Origin of the sequence: Pseudoalteromonas sp. NBT06-2 (genome assembly GCF_002276045.1) — a bacterium.
Classification (GTDB): Bacteria; Pseudomonadota; Gammaproteobacteria; order Enterobacterales; family Alteromonadaceae; genus Pseudoalteromonas.
Genome location: NZ_NQMR01000021.1, coordinates 69064 through 87768 on the forward strand (window position 1 = coordinate 69064; position 18705 = coordinate 87768).

Here is an 18705-nt window from a genome sequence, read left to right on the forward strand (position 1 = left end):
ATGGAAAAAACATATAACCCGCAAGATATTGAACAGTCTTTATATCAAGGGTGGGAAGAAAAAGGTTATTTTAAGCCATCTGGTAAAGGAGAAGCATACTCAATTATGATTCCACCGCCAAATGTGACTGGTAGCCTACATATGGGCCATGCATTCCAAGATACTATCATGGATACACTGACACGTTATAAGCGTATGCAAGGTAATAATACTTTATGGCAAGTCGGTACAGATCATGCTGGTATCGCTACTCAAATGCTAGTTGAGCGTAAACTTGCAGCAGAAGAAGGTAAAACTCGCCATGATTTAGGCCGTGATGCTTTTATCGATAAAATTTGGGACTGGAAACAACAATCTGGTGGCACAATCACCAAACAACTTCGTCGTTTAGGCGCATCAGTTGATTGGGATCGTGAACGCTTTACAATGGATGATGGTTTATCTGAAGCGGTAAAAGAAGTTTTTGTTCGATTACATAAAGAAAATTTAATTTATCGTGGTAAACGCTTAGTTAACTGGGATCCAAAATTACATACTGCAATTTCAGATTTAGAAGTAGAAAACAAAGATAAAAAAGGTCATATGTGGCACTTACGTTACCCACTAACTGATGGTCTAAAAACTAAAGATGGTAAAGATTACATCGTAGTTGCAACAACACGACCTGAAACTATGTTAGGTGATACTGGGGTTGCAGTAAATGCAGATGATGAACGCTACCAAGATTTAATAGGTAAAGATATTTTATTACCTATCATTAATCGTCGCGTCACTATCATTGCCGATGAACATGCTGATATGGAAAAAGGCACTGGTTGCGTGAAAATCACGCCAGGACATGATTTTAACGATAATGAAGTTGGTAAACGTCATCAACTTCCTATGTTAAATATCTTTAATAAAGATGCGGCGATTCTAACACAGTGCGAAGCCTATTCTTTTGACGGTAAAGAACTTGAATTTGATGCGCCAATTCCTGAACATTTACATGGTTTAGACCGTTTTACTGCACGTAAAGTTATTGTTGCTGAATTTCAACAAGCTGGTTTATTAGAAGAAATTGAAGAGCATAGTTTAACGGTACCTTATGGTGATCGTTCAGGTGTGGTGATTGAGCCACTACTAACTGATCAATGGTATGTACGTGTTGCACCATTAGCCGAAACGGCAACTAAAGCTGTTAGAGACGGTGAAATAGAGTTTGTGCCAAAACAATACGAAAACATGTATTTCTCTTGGATGAATGATATTCAAGATTGGTGTATATCACGTCAACTTTGGTGGGGACATCGTATCCCAGCTTGGTATGATAATGAAGGAAATGTATTTGTTGGTCGTGATGAAACCGAAGTACGTAAAGACAACAATATTGCGGATGATGTTACGCTTAAGCAAGATGATGATGTATTAGACACATGGTTTTCATCTGCTCTTTGGACTTTCTCAACACAAGGTTGGCCTACACAAACCGAAGATTTAAAAACATTCCACCCTTCAAATGTACTGGTAACTGGTTTTGACATTATTTTCTTCTGGGTTGCACGTATGATCATGATGACCATGCATTTCAACAAAGATGAAAACGGAAAACCTCAAGTACCATTTAAAACCGTTTATGTGACTGGCTTAATTCGTGATGACAACGGCGACAAAATGTCTAAATCTAAAGGTAACGTACTCGATCCATTAGATATGATCGACGGTATTGACCTCGAGAGTCTAGTTGAAAAACGTACTGGCAACATGATGCAACCAAAACTTGCAGCTAAAATTGAAAAAGATACACGCAAAGTATTTTCTGGCGGTATCGAAGCACATGGTACTGATGCATTACGTTTCACATTAGCAGCAATGGCATCAACGGGTCGTGATATTAATTGGGATATGAATCGATTAGAAGGTTACCGCAACTTCTGTAATAAGCTGTGGAACGCAAGCCGTTACGTATTAATGAATACAGAAGAGCAAGACTGTGGCTTTATCAATGATCTTACTAAAGAATATTCATTAGCTGATCGCTGGATCTTAGGTCAATTTGAGCAAACAGTAAAAGTATTTACTGAACATTTAGATAACTACCGTTTTGATTTAGCTGCTAATACTATTTACGATTTCACATGGAATGAATTCTGTGGGTGGTACTTGGAACTCACTAAACCTGTCATTATGCAAGGAACTGAAGCTGAACAACGTGGTACGCGTCATACATTAATCACTGTTCTTGAAAGTTTATTACGCTTAATGCATCCATTAATGCCATACATCACAGAAACTATCTGGCAGCGTGTTGCACCACTTGCTGGATTAGATACAGTAGATACCAGCATTATGGTTCAGGCTTTTCCTGCATTTAACGAAGTAAATGTAGATACAGATTCAATGGCTGATTTAGAATGGGTTAAACAATTCATTTTAGCAATCCGCAATATCCGTGGTGAAATGGACATTAGTCCAAACACACCACTGAATGTATTACTTAAAAATGTATCAAGTGAAGATCTGCGTCGTTTAGATGACAATAAAGCATTTTTAGCTTCTCTGGCTAAACTTGAGAGTTTTACAGCTCTAAATAATGGTGAACAAGCTCCGGCTTCTGCAACCGCTATGGTTGGTAGTTTAGAGGTGTTAATCCCTATGGCTGGTTTAATTGATGTTGCAGCAGAAGTTGCGCGTCTAAATAAGCAATTAGAAAAGCTAGAGAAAGAATTAGCTCGCGTAACAGGTAAGCTAAACAATGAAAAATTTGTTAGTAAAGCACCTGAAGCAGTACTCAACAAGGAAAAGGCTATTTTTGCAGAGTTAAGTGAAGCAAAAGCTAAATTAGTTGAGCAAAAAACAACGATTGAAAACCTTTAATTAGCATCACATGTACAACCCCTCTTATATTGAGGTTTTGTACATGACCTTAAAAATAAGTAGCTGAAATAAACTAATTCATAGCTTAAAACAAAAAATGCCAATCAGAAAATTGATTGGCATTTTTATTTTGACTAATAATTATAAAATTATTAAATCAAATAATTACTCATTACCCGCTGAAGGATTCGCCTTTTCAGCTTGAATACGCATATAAATTTCTTCTCGATGGACTGAGATGTCTTTTGGTGCATTTACACCAATACGTACTTGATTACCTTTAACACCCAGTACAGTAACTGTAACTTCATCACCTATCATAAGGGTTTCACCGACGCGACGAGTTAGTATTAACATGCGCTTGCTCCTAGTATTTCATAAAATTAAAAGATTCCGTCCCCTCTTATTTTAAAGAATAAAACAGAGAAAAGTAAGTAAAAATTATAATTGTTTTTTTTATACTCTAATTAAAGCTGTATTTGATAAAAAATCAATAAAAGACAAGTAATTAACCAATAAAACTAGAATACACTTTTGAAACTTAATGTAGGGTTTTATGGAAATAAGTACATATTATTATTTATTGATTTTTTAATATTTTAAGTTAAATAGATATTTTAAGCGAAAATATGCTCGAAAGAAAATATTGGGTATTACCTAGATGCCATAAGTAATACCATTTCCGTTAATAAAGAAGGTCAATCAGCGGGAGTTCAAAGTGCTTTAGACAAGGTTTTGGTTACAGACAATAGTTATTCCCTTATCAAACCCAATAACGCAGCATAAAGCGCTTTGAAAACTGCCTAAATCTAGTGGTACTGTTAGATTTTCAGCTTGTGAACCACCAGAATATTGACTCTATCTGGCGGTTACTAATAAAAATCTAAACTTTTTCGCTTACCCAAGCTTGTACACTCTCTAGTGTCGTTGTTAGATTTTCAGGTTGTGAACCACCAGCTTGCGCCATATCAGGGCGACCACCACCTTTACCCCCAACTTGTTGTGCTAAGAAATTAACTAATTCACCGGCTTTAAACTGGTCCGTTAAATCTTTAGTTACACCCGCTATTAAGCTTACTTTTGAACCTGCGGCAACACCTAACACAATAATACCTGAGTTAAGTTTTACTTTAAGATCATCTACCATACCACGTAAAGCTTTTGATTCTGTACCTTCTACATTAGCAATCAAAACTTTAACGCCATTGATATCAATTACGGAATCTAATAATGAAGCACCTGCCGCACTGGCAAGTTTATCATTTAATTGGCTAATTTCTTTTTCTAAGCCTTTAGCTTTATCAACAAGAGTGGACACTTTATCAAGTGCACTATTGCTATCAGCTTTAACTAAGCTTGCTATTTTATTTAATATTTCAGATTGTGCATTGATATGTTCTAATGCCGCGATACCTGTAACAGCTTCGATTCGACGCACACCGGCAGCAATACCATTTTCTGTTACAAGTTTAAATAAACCAATATCACCTGTACGATTTACGTGTGTACCACCACATAATTCGATTGAAAAGTCACCAATACTAACAACACGTACTTCATCATCATACTTTTCGCCAAATAGTGCCATAGCACCTTTACTTTTAGCTTCGTCAATTTGCATTAACTCAGTATTTAAATCTATATTGCGACGAATTTCTGTATTAACTTGTGCTTCAATCTTAAGTAATTCTTCGTTTGTTACGCCTTCAAAGTGCGAGAAATCAAAACGTAAACGCTCAGGATCAACTAAAGAACCTTTTTGTGTAACGTGCTCACCTAATACTTGACGTAAAGCTTCATGCAATAAGTGTGTTGCAGTATGGTTTTTACGAACATTATCACGACGTATCACATCAATTTGTGCTTCAACACGGTCATTTAAGCCAATTGAACCTGTAACTTTACCTTGATGCGCAATTGCGTTACCAAGCTTAGTTGTATTCGTTACAAAAAATTCACCACCCATTACTTTAATAGTACCTGCGTCACCAATTTGGCCACCTGACTCAGGGTAGAAAGTGGTACGATCTAAAATGACAATACCTTCTTGGCCATCATCAAGTACAGACGTATTTTCACCATTGACAAACAACTCAATCACAGTACTGCTGATATGATCATTTTGATAACCTTTAAATGATGTTGTATGATCAGATTTTAATTGTTCATTATAATCCGTGCCAAATTTACCTGCTTTTTGTGCTGTCTCACGCTGAACTTGCATTGCAGCTTTGAAGCCATTTTCATCAATTGTTAATTCACGTTCACGTGCAACATCAGCGGTTAAATCCGATGGAAAACCATATGTATCATAAAGTTTAAATACAAGGTCACCAGGTATTACAGTACCTTCAAGTAATGTTAAGCTATCTTCTAAAATCACTAAACCACGATCTAGTGTTTTACTAAATTGCTCTTCTTCAATACGCAATACTTTCTCAACAATTGCTTGTTGCTTCGTAAGTTCAGGATAAGCATCCCCCATCTCGTTAATTAATGAAGCAACTAACTTGTGGAAGAAAGAACCCGTTGCACCAAGCTTATTACCATGACGAACAGCACGACGAATAATACGGCGTAATACATAACCACGGCCTTCATTTGACGGCATAACACCATCAACAATCATAAATGCACAAGAACGAATATGATCAGCGACAACGCGTAATGATTTATCTTCTAAATTAGTTGCATTTGTTAGAGTTGCAGCTGAACTAATTAAATTTTTGAAGATATCTATTTCATAGTTCGAATGCACACCTTGTAAAATTGCAGCAATACGCTCAAGACCCATACCTGTATCAACAGAAGGCTTAGGTAAAGACTCCATTGTGCCATCTGCATGACGGTTAAATTGCATGAACACTAAGTTCCAAATTTCAATATAACGATCACCATCTTCATCAGGAGTACCAGGAGGACCACCAAATATCTCTTCACCATGATCATAAAATATTTCGGTACAAGGACCACATGGACCTGTATCACCCATAGACCAAAAATTATCTTTAGCACCAATGCGAGAGACACGATCAGGATTTACACCAATTTGATTGATCCAGATATCTGCTGCTTCATCATCTTCAGTATAAACAGTTACCCATAGTTTTTCTTTTGGTAATTTAATTACTTCCGTTAAAAACTGCCATGCAAATTGAATTGCTTCAATCTTAAAGTAATCACCAAAACTAAAGTTACCTAACATTTCAAAAAATGTATGGTGGCGCGCTGTATAACCCACGTTTTCTAAATCATTATGTTTACCACCAGCACGTACACAACGTTGCGAGCTTGTGGCACGAGTATATGGACGGCTTTCACCACCTAAAAATACATCCTTAAACTGAACCATTCCCGCATTGGTAAATAATAAAGTTGGATCATTACCTGGTACTAAGCTGCTAGAAGAAACGATTTGATGCTGTTTACTAGCATAAAAATCTAAGAATGTTTGACGTAATTTTGCTGTGCTCATATGCTGCATGGGTTATCTCACTCGTCTGACACTATACCCGTAGCTATTCAAATTTAGGGTTTCAGAGTTTAAGCGAGCAGCCAGATCAAGGCATCTCTTGCAGTCAATGGTTATTCCCTTAGTAAAAGTGATAACGCAGAGCTGGCTTTTCGCTTAAACTCCCAAAAGGCGAAACAAATCTAAGTCATCTTCGTTGTTATAAAAGCTAAAAAGGTAAAGCCACTTCATTACTTTTATGCCTAGAATCTAACTTAGGTTTGATTCGCTGAAATCCCTAACTATGATTGGTTACGGGCATATGCGAATTCAATTTGTTCATAGTTAAAACCCCTATACATTAAATAGCGAACTATTTTCGCTTTTTGCTTGTAATCGGGCGTGTTTTTTATATTCGAAAACTTCTTAATATAAGCTGTTTTGGCTAATTGATACCAATCAATATCCATTTCATCTATTTGAAATGCCAATAGCGATTTATCAATGCCTTTAGCGCCTGCTTCTGATTTTATTCGTGCATAACCATGGCCTTTAGCTAAATGGCGTCGAATAAATCCCTCACAATAACGTGTTTCATCAATATAATTAAGGCTTTCACACCAGTCTAGTAATGACTCTATATAATCTGGTGATGCTTCTTTTTGCTGTAATTTAAAAGTTAAATCACGACGAGAATACTCTTGTCGTGACAATAACCATAAAACATAATTTTTTAATTTTTGCTTAGTTTGGTCGTCCATTTAAAATGTGACTTTATGCATCAAATTGACCATGAGAACTAGGTGGTTCATCATTATTTTGTGTATTATTAACTTCATCTAATTGGAAAATTGCTTGGTAAGCAATGAAAAAGGCGATGTAACTTATAGGCATTACTATCAATAATGGGATTAAAGATAATAAAGATGAAATTAAAATCAATACAGATAAAATGCCACCAAAAACGCCTAGAGCAGCAAAGTTATGCCAAAAAGACAATAAGCTTGCTTTTATTACCTCAAAAATAGCTTCTTTCTTTTTAAAGTAAACCAGTGGCACAGCAAACGCAAAAGCCATCATATAAACAGCAATTAAACTCACAAATATAATGACATTAGCTGGTTGTATTGCAGCTATAAATTGCTCAACAACTAATTCAGGGTTTTGTGTATTTTCTTGTAAAATCAATAATGCATCTTCAAATAAAGCGCTACTCACAAGCGCAAGCAAAATACCCACTGCCATTTGATATAAACCTAAACGGAATAAACTTAATCGAGTACCCTTTTCGGTAAAAGGCTTTAGAATGTCTGCAAGCATAATTTTCTCACCTTGCAGTTTAATTAATACAGCACGATAAAAACCTGCAATTAGAAATGGGGTCGCTAAAGCAGCAGGTATTTGTAACAAAGGTATCACAAATGGAATTAAACCAACTAAAATAATAAATAGATGCATGAAAATAAAAGTGCTCGGTTGAGCTTTGAATATTTTCCATGCTGCTTTGAACCATGTTAATCCAGATTGTGCTTTAAAAACTCTTAATTCAATTGCCATTATTTATCTTCATTCTCTTTACGTATGCTAATTATTTTGCCTAAATCTAAACTATGTGAACCATGTTTCACTTTGGTTTCTAAGTAAGTTTTATTGCCTTCTTTAATGTGGGCATGGGTACCAACCACATCATTAACGGCGATACCTGCATCTTTTAATGCATTTATTTTTCTAGGATTATTTGTTAACAATTTCACTTGAGATACACCTAAAGCCTTTAACATCAATACGGCATCAGAAAAATCACGTAAGTCATCTTCAAACCCTAAATGATTATTTGCTTCGTAGGTATTCATACCTTGAGACTGTAGAACATATGCATCTATTTTATTATATAAACCAATACCACGTCCTTCTTGGCGTAAGTAAAGTAAAATACCACCTTGTTGATGCATTTTTTCTATTGATTCATTTAATTGCTCACCACAATCACAACGAGATGAATGAAAAACATCGCCAGTCAAACATTCAGAGTGCATACGTACTAAAGGTGTTTCTTGATTTTTATCTGCGTCATTAAAAACCAAAGCAACATGTTCTAATTGATCTTTTAGGCCGGTAAATGATACTAATTGCGCTAAGACATCACTATTTTTGCCAACCTTTAGTTGGACTCTTGCCCTTACTTCTGCCACAACATATCTCAAATATAAATTTTATAGCAACATTATACTTAAACAAGTTAAAAATACGAGTTTCATTAATGCCCAAGATCCAAACTAAAAACGGCATAACTTCGCTAAAGATTCAATAAAGAACAAATAAACTCCAATATTAAAATAACCCTCTGCATATTCTTTAATATTTAAAAATAAAAATTTAATCCCTTTTCTCTTTGTACAGCGTTTTATATATAAATCTTACATTTTTAAAAGTACAATCCTCAGGAGAAGCTTATGACATTAACAATCAATCAAAGTCCTTTATATAAAAGTTTTAAATTTTCATCTTTCATTTTAGGTGCTAGTATCACTACCGTAATTACCTTTTCATTTATGCAATATTTAATTAAGAGTGATTATAAAACATCTTTAGATGTACCTGACATCATAGAGATAGATGTAATGCAAGAACCACCAGTAAAACCGATTACTGAAATTAAAAGAGTACCTCCACAACCACAAATAAAACCACAACCGCCTAAAAATATGCCACCTCAGGTAGAGAGTGTCGATCCTGGAAACCAATTAACACATTTTGCACCTTCAATTAAAATGATCAGCTCAACAATAAAAATCCCCACTATGATAGGTAATCAAGGCGAAGCAATGCCTTTAGTCAGGATCACACCCAAATACCCAATTACAGCAGCAAGGGACGGTAAAGAAGGTTGGGTTCAACTTGGATTCACAATATCAGAAATAGGCACTGTTATTTCGCCATACATTATAAACTCAGAGCCTAAACGTACATTTGATAAAGAAGCTCTTAGAGCACTGAGAAAATGGAAATATAAACCTAAAATGGTTGAAGGCAAAGCAGTACAACAAGCAGATCAAAGTATTCAACTAGACTTTAAATTAGATCAAAGTCTATAAATAGAATGAGAAATGTAAAAGCATTTCTCATTCAACGCATTAATACCACTAACACACAAGGACATATTTATTGATGATATCGAGCTTGAAAGAATGGTTACTACCAAAAAAAAATGCTGAAACTTTGATGTCACTTTATGCAAAATCTGGAAAAAATGAATTATTACAAAGGTTAGTAGAATTACATTCTAATGATCTATATCATTTTTTATTAAGCCAAAGTGATATTGAATTAGCAAAGGATATTAGCCAAAAAACATGGTTGAAAATCATAGATAAGCGAGAGTTATATCAATGTAGAGGCTCATTCAAAACTTGGCTATTTACGGTAGGTCGAAATACTTTACTTGATGAAATGCGAAAATTAAGCCGTTTCAAACTCTTATTTGATGATCAAATAGAGCCTGAACTTATTCAGATAGTAAATTTAGATAATAACAGCGATATTCAAATAAAGTTCAAGTTACTATTAAAAAATCTCCCCTTTGCACAAAGAGAAGCATTTTCTTTACAACAGGAAGGGTTTTCTATTTTGCAAATAGCCCAAATCACGCAACAAAAAGAGCAAACAATAAAAACCAGGTTACGTTATGCAAAATCATATTTCAAACAGCATATAGGAGGTTAATATGTCACAATCCAACAATAATTTTGACGATAAACTTAACCAGTTATATAAAAAACACAAATCTGACAACCAACTCTCATCTCAAGAAAAAAAACAGCTTATTGCTAAGATCAATAAAGATAAATATCTAAAAAAACTAGATTGGATCAACACATTCCAAATTAGCTTAGCATCTGTGGCGTTATTCACTTTATTCGGTTTACTCTTCAATCAACGAGATTATCAAAACAATATTGAAGACACTGTTTACAACCCAGAAAATGCGATTATTGAAGTTCACTATTTAGAAAACAATACATACCATAAAGAAATAAAACCGACTGAACAAAAAACAAAATCTCAAATAGCACTTCAACAAGCAAGTGAAAAATTAGATCGTTCTCAATCAAATCTTAAAAATAAAAAACAATTCAAAGGCATACTAATTAACAAAGCGGATAATTGGTATATAGAATCATGTAATAAAGAGGTCTTAGTACAAATAAATGCATCATTGATAAATCAATTAAAACGCAATAACGCGCTTGATAATAATATCATACAAGGAGATTTACTAGCTTTTAAACATAATTCAAATGGAGAGATTATCGCCATGATAAAATCTGATAACCTGCTTCAGTGTCAGGGATGATATATAAGTTATTCACTTGAATATAATTTTTAAGTGAATACACCTTATTTATCTAGTTCTTTTTCTAGGCAATCGGGCCATGTGAGAATTCTACATCACTATGATTACTTAGATAAGACTCTAACATTTCCCGAATTTCTTCTTCATTGCGTACGATTTTGAAACTCTCTAATTAAAGTCTTCTTGTAACGGTATTTTCCTGATGTGATTTCCAAATAGCTTAGGGTTAATACTTACTCAACCGTTCTGCCTAATAATTTTTAATTGGCGCTAAACCTTTTTATGCCTTGTATTTCAAATGCTTTGTCCTATTCCAATTAATACCATTTCCGTTAATAAAGAGCTCAATCAGCGGGAGTTCAAAGCGCTTTAGGCCAAGGCATTGGTTACAGACAATGGTTATTCCCTTATCAAAACCAATAGCACAGCATAAAGCGCTTTGAAACCCGCCTAAAAGAAGCTTTTGATAATTTACACTGCGTTGTTATGCCTGTTCTAAAGGGAATAACCATGAATTCACTGGCATGCCTAGCATTGTAAAACCTCATAAGCTCTGAGTGGTCACTTAATTACCTGAATTGGTATAACTATCGTCAGATCCCAAGATATCAGCAAGAACGAGTTTTAATTTAGTCTTAATCTATATACTTACAAATAAAATAATACAAAGGGCCATAAAAAAATCACGGCCCTTATAAAATAAAAAGATTAATTTATAAAAGGTGTTTATCTAAAAATCCAACTACCTTTCTCATGTACGCTTTTTGATTTTTGGGGTTATAAAAGCCATGTCCTTCCTTCCCCATTACAAACCACTCATAATGCTTGTTTGCTTTATCTAAGGCATCTCTTAGTCGCTCAACATGTTCATAAGGGGCTCTTTTATCTTTTTCTCCATGTGCCAACAATAACGAAGCTTTTATTTTTTCAACATAATTTACTGGTGACATGCTTTTTAATTGTTTCTCATCAGTACCTAATACACGCTTTAAATAGCTCATTCCAGAGCCTCTTTGTTGGACATCGCCTTCATCAAACATTAACTCTAAATCATATATTCCAGCATTAGCAATGGCACATTTATAAGTTTCAGGGAAAATAGCAGCACTTTGTACAGCAGAGTATGCCCCAAAGCTTGCTCCCATAATACATACATTATTATCTTTTGCTTTATTCTGTTTAACTAACCATTGATAACCATCATAAATATCTTTTTGAGTTAAACTCCCCCAAGATTTGTAACCTGCAGCTTCATATTCATATCCAAAACCGCCAGATCCTCTATAGTTCACTTGCAAAACAGAATAACCATGAGCCACTAAATATTGAACTTGAGGCGAAAACTCCCAATAATCTCTTGTTCCATGAGGTCCGCCATGCACTAAAACAACAACAGGCGCTAGTTCACCTTGTTTAGTAGATTTCGCTTGAGTATAGAAGCCGTTAATTATTTTCCCATCAGATGCTTCAAACTTAATAGGCTCTACTTGTGAAAAATCACTATTTTTAAAATTTGGCCTAAACTTGAATAGGTGAGTTATTTTATTATTTTGTTTATCAAATAGATAAAGACTGCCGGGATCAATATCTGAAGAAACCAAAACAACATAAAAATCACCATCATCTGTTTTACTGGTAATCGTCACTTCACTATAAGGGAAAGTAGCAAGTAAGCTTTTATATATTTTTGCTTCTTCGAGTTTTTTATTTAAAATTAAATAAGCAGGATAGCCATCATCAACACGAATAGCATAAGCGGAGCGGTTATCTGTTGTCATTTCAACATGAGTTACACTTACTTTTTTATCTGTGAAAACTGATTTATAACTATAATCTTCAAGATTTAACTTGAAAATACCTTTAATATCTTGTTGGTAATTATCAATAGTGTATAAATACTTACCTGACTCGCTTATTGATAAAGGGGTTACAGTTTCTCCAACACTTCCTTTTGGTACTTTTTTCCAATTACCATCATCTTTAATATGTATTTGCGAATGATTGTTTTTATCAGTGCCGATAACAGCTCTGATATTTCCTTGAGTGTCGGTTAAAAATTGTGAAAATGACACAGGGGCTTTACCTAATTTCTTTTTAATAATACCGGTATACACATTAAGCTTAAATACTGATGCATATCTCTCACCAGTGTTACTCATGGGAGTTGAGCTGATTAAAATATGCTTTTCATCTTCAGATAAAGTGTCAATTATCTCACCCCAACCAAAAGTCGATTTTTTTTTCTTTATATGGCTGCCAGTTTGCATCTCACCCGATCGATAACCATATATCATTTTACCTTTTGAGCCGTCTAAATTCACAGAATAAAGTTCCCCATAGGAAACAGGTGCTTCGGCCCAAGGGTCTTTCTTTACAACATTAATTACAACTCGTTCATTATTAACCCAATAATACTTCCCTACTTCTAAGCTTCCAGCAAATTTTGCACTTCCAACAGGTTTAAATGTTGATCTTTCTAAAAACACTAAAATAGTTTTGCCTTCATTCAATGTCGCTACTGCAAAATGCTTGCCATCAGGTGAAATTTTGGCATTGTAATACTGGGACCGATCAAAAAGTCCATCCCAATTTTTGGCCTTTACATTAAATGTTATCGCTATAACGCTAAACATTAAAAAAAGCTGAATTACCCTATTTAACATATTATTCCCTTTAAGTTATTAATTTCATTGCATACATTAAAAACATGTTACAATAACATGTCCTGAATATGAGAAAAAGCGATATAAGTCGCTTTATTGTAACAGTAAAACAGTAAGTTAATAACTTAGCTGATTAATTTTCATAACCTAGGTTTGGACCTAACCAACGTTCAGCTTCTTCCAACGTCATATCTGCACGATTAGCATAATCTTCAACCTGATCTTTTTGAATAGCAGCAACGGCATAATATTTAGATTCTGGATGAGAGAAATACCAACCTGATACAGCTGCCCCTGGCCACATTGCATAGGAGCTCGTTAACTTCATACCGATGCGGTTTTCAACATCAAGTAACTGCCATATTTTTTTCTTCTCTGTATGTTCAGGACAAGCTGGATAGCCCGGTGCGGGCCGAATGCCTTGGTAATTTTCACGTATTAATTCATCATTACTTAAGTTTTCATTTTCCGCATAACCCCAGTATTCTTTACGTACTTTTTCATGTAAATATTCAGCAAAAGCTTCAGCTAATCTATCTGCAATTGCTTTGATCATGATCTTATTATAATCATCTTGCTGAGTATCAAAGGCATCGGCTATTTCATCTTCCGCTAAACCACCTGTAACTGCAAAACCACCAAAATAATCTTTTATGCCTTTTTTAGCGATGTAATCAGTTAAACAATAATTAGCAAAATCTGTTTTTTCAGTTTGCTGACGTAACTGACAAGACCTTAATAAAACTTCACACCTTGTTTCATCGCTGTAAATCTCAATATCATCTTCAACACGGTTTGCTGGAAATAAACCTATAATGCCTAATGGTTGTAATTTACCAGATACTTCCAGTTCATCTAACATTTTATTTGCATCGTTAAACAAGCTTTGTGCTTCTTCACCTACAACGTCATCAGTTAGTATACGTGGATATTTACCTGCCAATGACCAAGTCATAAAATAAGGGGTCCAATCAATATATTGGCGCAAGGTTTTAATTGAAATATCTTTAAATTCAGTAATACCCAATTTTTTAGGCACGGGTGGCGTATAGTTATTCCAATCCAACTTAGCGCTATTGGCACGAGCACGAGCAAGCGTAACAGGCTTAGAACGAGGTCGTTTACGCGCTTGTTGGTCGCGTACTTTTATATATTCATCTGTGGTTTTTTGTAAAAATTCAGCTTTGACTTTGTCACTTAATAAATTAGAAACAACACCAACTGCACGACTGGCATTGTTTACATAAATAACACCTTTTTTATCACCCTCAGTGCGATATTGCGGCTCAATTTTAACTGCTGTATGTGCCTTAGAGGTCGTAGCTCCACCTATCATTAACGGTAAATCAAATCCTTGACGAGTCATCTCTTTAGCAACATGTACCATTTCATCAAGTGAAGGTGTGATAAGTCCCGACAAACCGATAATATCTACATTTTCTTCTTTAGCGACGCGTAAAATGGTTTCTGTTGGCACCATTACACCTAAATCGATTACTTCATAGTTATTACATTGCAGTACCACACCTACAATATTTTTTCCGATATCATGCACATCACCTTTAACAGTAGCCATAAGGATCTTACCGTTAGATGAACCTTTTACTTTGGTTGCTTCTATATAAGGGTCAAGGTAAGCAACTGCACGTTTCATTACGCGAGCCGATTTTACAACTTGCGGTAAAAACATTTTACCGGCGCCAAACAAATCACCTACTACATTCATGCCATCCATCAATGGACCTTCAATCACCTCAATAGGTAAATCCGCTGCTAAACGACATTCTTCAGTATCTTCTTCTATAAATTGTGTAATACCTTTAACTAATGCATGCTCTAAACGCTTTTTAACTGGCCAAGTACGCCACTCTAAATCTTCTTTTTTATTTTCTTGCGCCATGCCTGAATATTTTGGCGCAATTTCTACTAATCGTTCTCCCGCTTCAGGGTCTGTATTAAGCACCACATCTTCAACAGCTTTTCTAAGCTCTGTAGGAATGTCATCATAAACAGCCAATTGACTGGCATTTACTATCCCCATATCCATACCCGCTTTTATTGCGTGATATAAAAATACCGAGTGAATTGCTTCTCGTACTGGATTATTCCCTCTAAAAGAAAACGATACATTAGATACACCACCTGAAACTTTACAGTGCGGTAAGCCTTGCTTTATACGGCGAGTGCCTTCAATAAATTCAACCGCATAATTATCATGCTCTTCAATACCTGTCGCGACAGCAAAAATATTTGGGTCAAAAATAATATCCTCTGCTGGAAAGCCAATTTTTTCAACCAAAATATCATAGGCACGCTTACAAATAGCAAATTTTCGATCTTCTGTTTCAGCTTGCCCTGTTTCGTCAAATGCCATAACAACTGCCGCTGCACCAAAACGTTTAATCAATTTAGCTTGACGTATAAAGTTATCTTCACCTTCTTTTAAAGAGATAGAGTTAACAATGGCTTTACCTTGAATACACTTAAGTCCAGCTTCAATGACATCCCATTTAGAGGAATCAACCATGATCGGCACTTTACAAATATCAGGCTCAGCAGCAATCAAATTTAAAAATTTCACCATTGCTGCTTTAGAATCTAACATGGCTTCATCCATGTTAATATCTATCACCTGAGCGCCATTCTCTACTTGTTCACGGGCAACGCTTAAAGCTTCTTCATATTCTTCATTCATGATCAAACGTTTAAACCGAGCAGAACCCGTTACGTTTGTTCTTTCACCTACATTAGTAAAAACAGCTATTTGTTGTGTCATTATTTTTCCACATTCTGATTTTGGCAGATATATTTCATTCTCATCCACCTTGCCAAGAAGTTAACCCTTAGCATAAAATTATAACTTTGAAAATGCCACGCAGTGGCTCCAATAAAGATGCGCAGCAAAATTATTTTAATTTAGGTTACAGGCTTCAAGGCCCGACAAACGCATTCTAACTTCAAGTTCAGGTAATTTACGTGGCGTAACTCCCGCAACACCTTCTGTAAAAGCTTTAATATGCTCAGGTGTTGTTCCACAACAGCCACCTACAATATTAATAAAGCCACAATTTGCCCAATCTATCATTTCTACTGACATTTCACTTGCTTCTAAATCATATTCACCAAACTCATTTGGTAAACCCGCATTAGGATGGACTGATGTATAAGTTTCACAAACACGAGATAACTCTTCTACATATTGGCGTAATAAATCAGGGCCTAATGCACAATTAAGTCCAATCGAAATCGGTTTGATATGACGAATTGAGTTATAAAACGCTTCTGTTGTTTGTCCTGATAATGTACGACCTGATGCATCTGTAATAGTACCAGATACCATAACTGGCAATGTTACACCCGCTTGCTCAAATGCTTCTTCAACACCAAAGGCTGCCGCTTTAGAATTTAGGGTATCAAAAATTGTTTCTATCAAAATAATATCTGAACCACCTTCGATTAATGCCAAAGTAGATTCTATGTATGCTTCCACCAGCTGATCAAAAGTAATATTTCTAAATGCTGGATCATTTACATCTGGTGATAATGAACATGTTTTTGACGTTGGACCTAATACACCGGCTACATAACGCGGTTTTGAAGGATCTTTCGCTTGTATTTCATCACATACTTTACGAGCTAATTTTGCTGATTCAAGATTAATTTCTCGACTAAATTTGGCCATCTCATAATCTTCCATAGAAATGGTGGTTGAATTAAAAGTATTAGTTTCAATAATATCTGCACCGGCTTCTAAGTATTCACGGTGAATTTGCTCGATAATATTCGGCTGAGTAAGGCTCAATAAATCATTATTACCTTTAATTAAGATATGCCAATCAGCAAAACGCTCACCACGGTAATCTTCTTCTTCAAGTTTATGTTTTTGGATCATGGTACCCATAGCACCATCTAAAATAAGAATGCGCTCATTAAGGCTTTTAATTAATTGCTTTCGTTTATTTTTCATCTGTTATTAAACCCTAAAGATTTATTAATAATGCCACGCAGTGGCCCTTATAAGTATTTTGTTCTATTCTGCATAATTATTTGTTCTGACATCTTGGCTTATAAGCTTTATATCATAAGGCGTAGTCTGATATACATAATAGTTTAGCCAATTTGAAAATAATAAAAATGCATGACTTTGCCAAGTTTTTGATGGCTCATTTTTAGGGTCATCATTTAAAAAGTAGTTCTCAGGTATTACTGCATTTGAGTTTTTTGCAGCATCTCTTGCAAATTCCTCCGCTAAAGTATGTGCTTCATATTCTGGATGACCGGTTATAAAAACTTGGCTACCTGACCTGTTTTTTATTAAATATGCGCCTACTTGATCGGAACCAGCTAATACTTCAAGTTCAGGAATTGTCGCTATTTGATCCAATGAAATGTTGCCATAGCGAGAATGAGGTACTAAAAAGTCATCATCAAATCCACGTGTTAAAGCACCATGTTCAGAAAAGCACTGGTGTTTAAATACACCACATAATTTATTTACTTTAAGTTCACGCTTTAGGCCATAGTGATGGAATAAACTGGCATGTGCAGCCCAACATGAAAATAATGTAGAAGTAACATGTCTTTCAGCCCAATCTAAAATAACTTCTAATTCTTGCCAATAACCAACATCTTTATATTCTAAATGCGCTAAAGGTGCACCAGTTACAATTAATGCATCATAATTATCGTCTTTTATTTCAGAGAAATAACGATAAAAAGTATCTAAATGCTGCTCAGAAGTATTTTTACTTCTATGGGTATCAAGTCGTAATAAATCAACATTTACTTGTAGCGGGCTGTTGGCTAACAAACGAATAAACTGAACTTCCGTTTCAACCTTATTAGGCATTAAATTTAAAATAGCCAAACGCATTGGGCGAATTTCTTGTGTTTTTGCACGGCTTTGTGGCATAACAAATACATTTTCATTTCGAAGGGCAGCAATCGCAGGTAGCTGATCTTGTACCGTGATAGGCATAAAAAACTCCAAAAAAATAAACTTATTGCGCTATTATGAACGGATAGCGATAATTTTCAAGCTCTAGATGTTTAGACGTCCATAAAAATGGAGTTTATTATACCTATAATGCTAATACCTTCTACTTTAGGGGGAAAGCAGTGCAATAATTCAGGTATTTCTATTGCATATCGTTTAAGGACTATGGCGCTATTAGCTTTATAAATTCGTCCAATTAGCTGCACAGGAGCTGATTTTTTCTGCCTTAGTAAATCAGTAATGGTAAGAATACCTAGTGATTTAAAACTGTCATCTAATGCAAGTAGCATGGGTATAAACAATACCTTTACTTTAGTTTCGAACAAAAAAACTCGACTATAGTCGAGTTTTTAGGCTTTATTGATTGAAATCAATGTTCTGTTTA

General features: G+C 35.1%; 14 protein-coding genes. 4 read left to right on the plus strand and 10 right to left on the minus strand.

Annotated elements, in window-relative coordinates; genetic code table 11:
• Nucleotides 1–2856: a valine--tRNA ligase gene (locus tag CJF42_RS06770; protein ID WP_095365949.1), complete on the plus strand. Its 2856-nt coding sequence runs from the start codon at nt 1–3 to the stop codon at nt 2854–2856.
• 165 nt (nt 2857–3021) lie between these two features.
• Here the strand turns inward: CJF42_RS06770 and csrA are convergent, their stop codons facing one another.
• From csrA to CJF42_RS06795, 5 genes are all read right to left on the minus strand, one after another.
• Entirely contained in the window at nt 3022–3213 is a 192-nt protein-coding gene (gene csrA / locus CJF42_RS06775; protein WP_042143112.1) for a carbon storage regulator CsrA, read from the minus strand.
• Between the two features lie 526 nt (nt 3214–3739).
• A complete protein-coding gene (gene alaS, locus CJF42_RS06780; protein WP_095365950.1) occupies nt 3740–6340 on the minus strand; it encodes an alanine--tRNA ligase in 2601 nt (866 codons plus the stop codon).
• A 269-nt stretch (nt 6341–6609) separates the two neighbouring features.
• Complete coding sequence (locus tag CJF42_RS06785) at nt 6610–7068, minus strand: regulatory protein RecX (RefSeq protein ID WP_095365951.1); 459 nt, start codon at nt 7066–7068, stop codon at nt 6610–6612.
• Nucleotides 7069–7081: 13 nt separating this feature from the next.
• A complete protein-coding gene (locus tag CJF42_RS06790) occupies nt 7082–7864 on the minus strand; it encodes a BPSS1780 family membrane protein (RefSeq protein ID WP_095365952.1) in 783 nt (260 codons plus the stop codon).
• Complete coding sequence (locus CJF42_RS06795) at nt 7864–8499, minus strand: GTP cyclohydrolase II (protein ID WP_095365953.1); 636 nt, start codon at nt 8497–8499, stop codon at nt 7864–7866. The genes CJF42_RS06790 and CJF42_RS06795 overlap by 1 nt, the downstream gene beginning before the upstream one ends.
• Before the next feature lie 261 nt (nt 8500–8760).
• Here CJF42_RS06795 and CJF42_RS06800 point away from each other — a divergent pair, with 261 nt between their 5' ends.
• From CJF42_RS06800 to CJF42_RS06810, 3 genes are all read left to right on the plus strand, one after another.
• Nucleotides 8761–9402 (plus strand): energy transducer TonB, encoded by a 642-nt coding sequence (locus CJF42_RS06800; protein WP_095365954.1) that lies wholly within the window; start codon nt 8761–8763, stop codon nt 9400–9402.
• 73 nt (nt 9403–9475) lie between these two features.
• On the plus strand, nt 9476–10030 hold the full coding sequence (locus CJF42_RS06805) for a sigma-70 family RNA polymerase sigma factor (protein WP_170940509.1): 555 nt from the start codon (nt 9476–9478) through the stop codon (nt 10028–10030).
• A 1-nt stretch (nt 10031) separates the two neighbouring features.
• A complete protein-coding gene (locus CJF42_RS06810) occupies nt 10032–10661 on the plus strand; it encodes a hypothetical protein (RefSeq protein ID WP_095365955.1) in 630 nt (209 codons plus the stop codon).
• A gap of 713 nt (nt 10662–11374) precedes the next feature.
• On the opposite strand, the gene CJF42_RS06815 is transcribed toward CJF42_RS06810, so the two are convergent.
• The 5 genes from CJF42_RS06815 to CJF42_RS06835 form a co-directional block, all read right to left on the minus strand.
• Nucleotides 11375–13324: an alpha/beta hydrolase family protein gene (locus CJF42_RS06815; RefSeq protein ID WP_095365956.1), complete on the minus strand. Its 1950-nt coding sequence runs from the start codon at nt 13322–13324 to the stop codon at nt 11375–11377.
• 133 nt (nt 13325–13457) lie between these two features.
• A complete protein-coding gene (gene metH, locus CJF42_RS06820) occupies nt 13458–16127 on the minus strand; it encodes a methionine synthase (RefSeq protein WP_502694777.1) in 2670 nt (889 codons plus the stop codon).
• A gap of 108 nt (nt 16128–16235) precedes the next feature.
• Nucleotides 16236–17291 carry a homocysteine S-methyltransferase family protein gene (locus CJF42_RS06825; protein ID WP_095365958.1) on the minus strand — a complete coding sequence of 352 codons (1056 nt, stop codon included), beginning with the start codon at nt 17289–17291 and terminating at the stop codon, nt 16236–16238.
• A gap of 63 nt (nt 17292–17354) precedes the next feature.
• On the minus strand, nt 17355–18302 hold the full coding sequence (locus CJF42_RS06830) for a homoserine O-succinyltransferase (protein ID WP_095365959.1): 948 nt from the start codon (nt 18300–18302) through the stop codon (nt 17355–17357).
• Nucleotides 18303–18373: 71 nt separating this feature from the next.
• Nucleotides 18374–18610 carry a hypothetical protein gene (locus CJF42_RS06835; RefSeq protein WP_095365960.1) on the minus strand — a complete coding sequence of 79 codons (237 nt, stop codon included), beginning with the start codon at nt 18608–18610 and terminating at the stop codon, nt 18374–18376.
• Nucleotides 18611–18705: the final 95 nt, after the last annotated feature.

Bases quoted from the DNA above. Each gene is read 5' to 3' on its own strand.
- CJF42_RS06770 (WP_095365949.1), top strand. From the start codon at position 1: ATGGAAAAAACATATAACCCGCAAGATATTGAACAGTCTTTATATCAA.
- csrA (WP_042143112.1), bottom strand. From the start codon at position 3,213: ATGTTAATACTAACTCGTCGCGTCGGTGAAACCCTTATGATAGGTGAT.
- alaS (WP_095365950.1), bottom strand. From the start codon at position 6,340: ATGCAGCATATGAGCACAGCAAAATTACGTCAAACATTCTTAGATTTT.
- CJF42_RS06785 (WP_095365951.1), bottom strand. From the start codon at position 7,068: ATGGACGACCAAACTAAGCAAAAATTAAAAAATTATGTTTTATGGTTA.
- CJF42_RS06790 (WP_095365952.1), bottom strand. From the start codon at position 7,864: ATGGCAATTGAATTAAGAGTTTTTAAAGCACAATCTGGATTAACATGG.
- CJF42_RS06800 (WP_095365954.1), top strand. From the start codon at position 8,761: ATGACATTAACAATCAATCAAAGTCCTTTATATAAAAGTTTTAAATTT.
- CJF42_RS06805 (WP_170940509.1), top strand. From the start codon at position 9,476: ATGATATCGAGCTTGAAAGAATGGTTACTACCAAAAAAAAATGCTGAA.
- CJF42_RS06810 (WP_095365955.1), top strand. From the start codon at position 10,032: ATGTCACAATCCAACAATAATTTTGACGATAAACTTAACCAGTTATAT.
- CJF42_RS06815 (WP_095365956.1), bottom strand. From the start codon at position 13,324: ATGTTAAATAGGGTAATTCAGCTTTTTTTAATGTTTAGCGTTATAGCG.
- CJF42_RS06825 (WP_095365958.1), bottom strand. From the start codon at position 17,291: ATGAAAAATAAACGAAAGCAATTAATTAAAAGCCTTAATGAGCGCATT.
- CJF42_RS06830 (WP_095365959.1), bottom strand. From the start codon at position 18,302: ATGCCTATCACGGTACAAGATCAGCTACCTGCGATTGCTGCCCTTCGA.
- CJF42_RS06835 (WP_095365960.1), bottom strand. From the start codon at position 18,610: ATGCTACTTGCATTAGATGACAGTTTTAAATCACTAGGTATTCTTACC.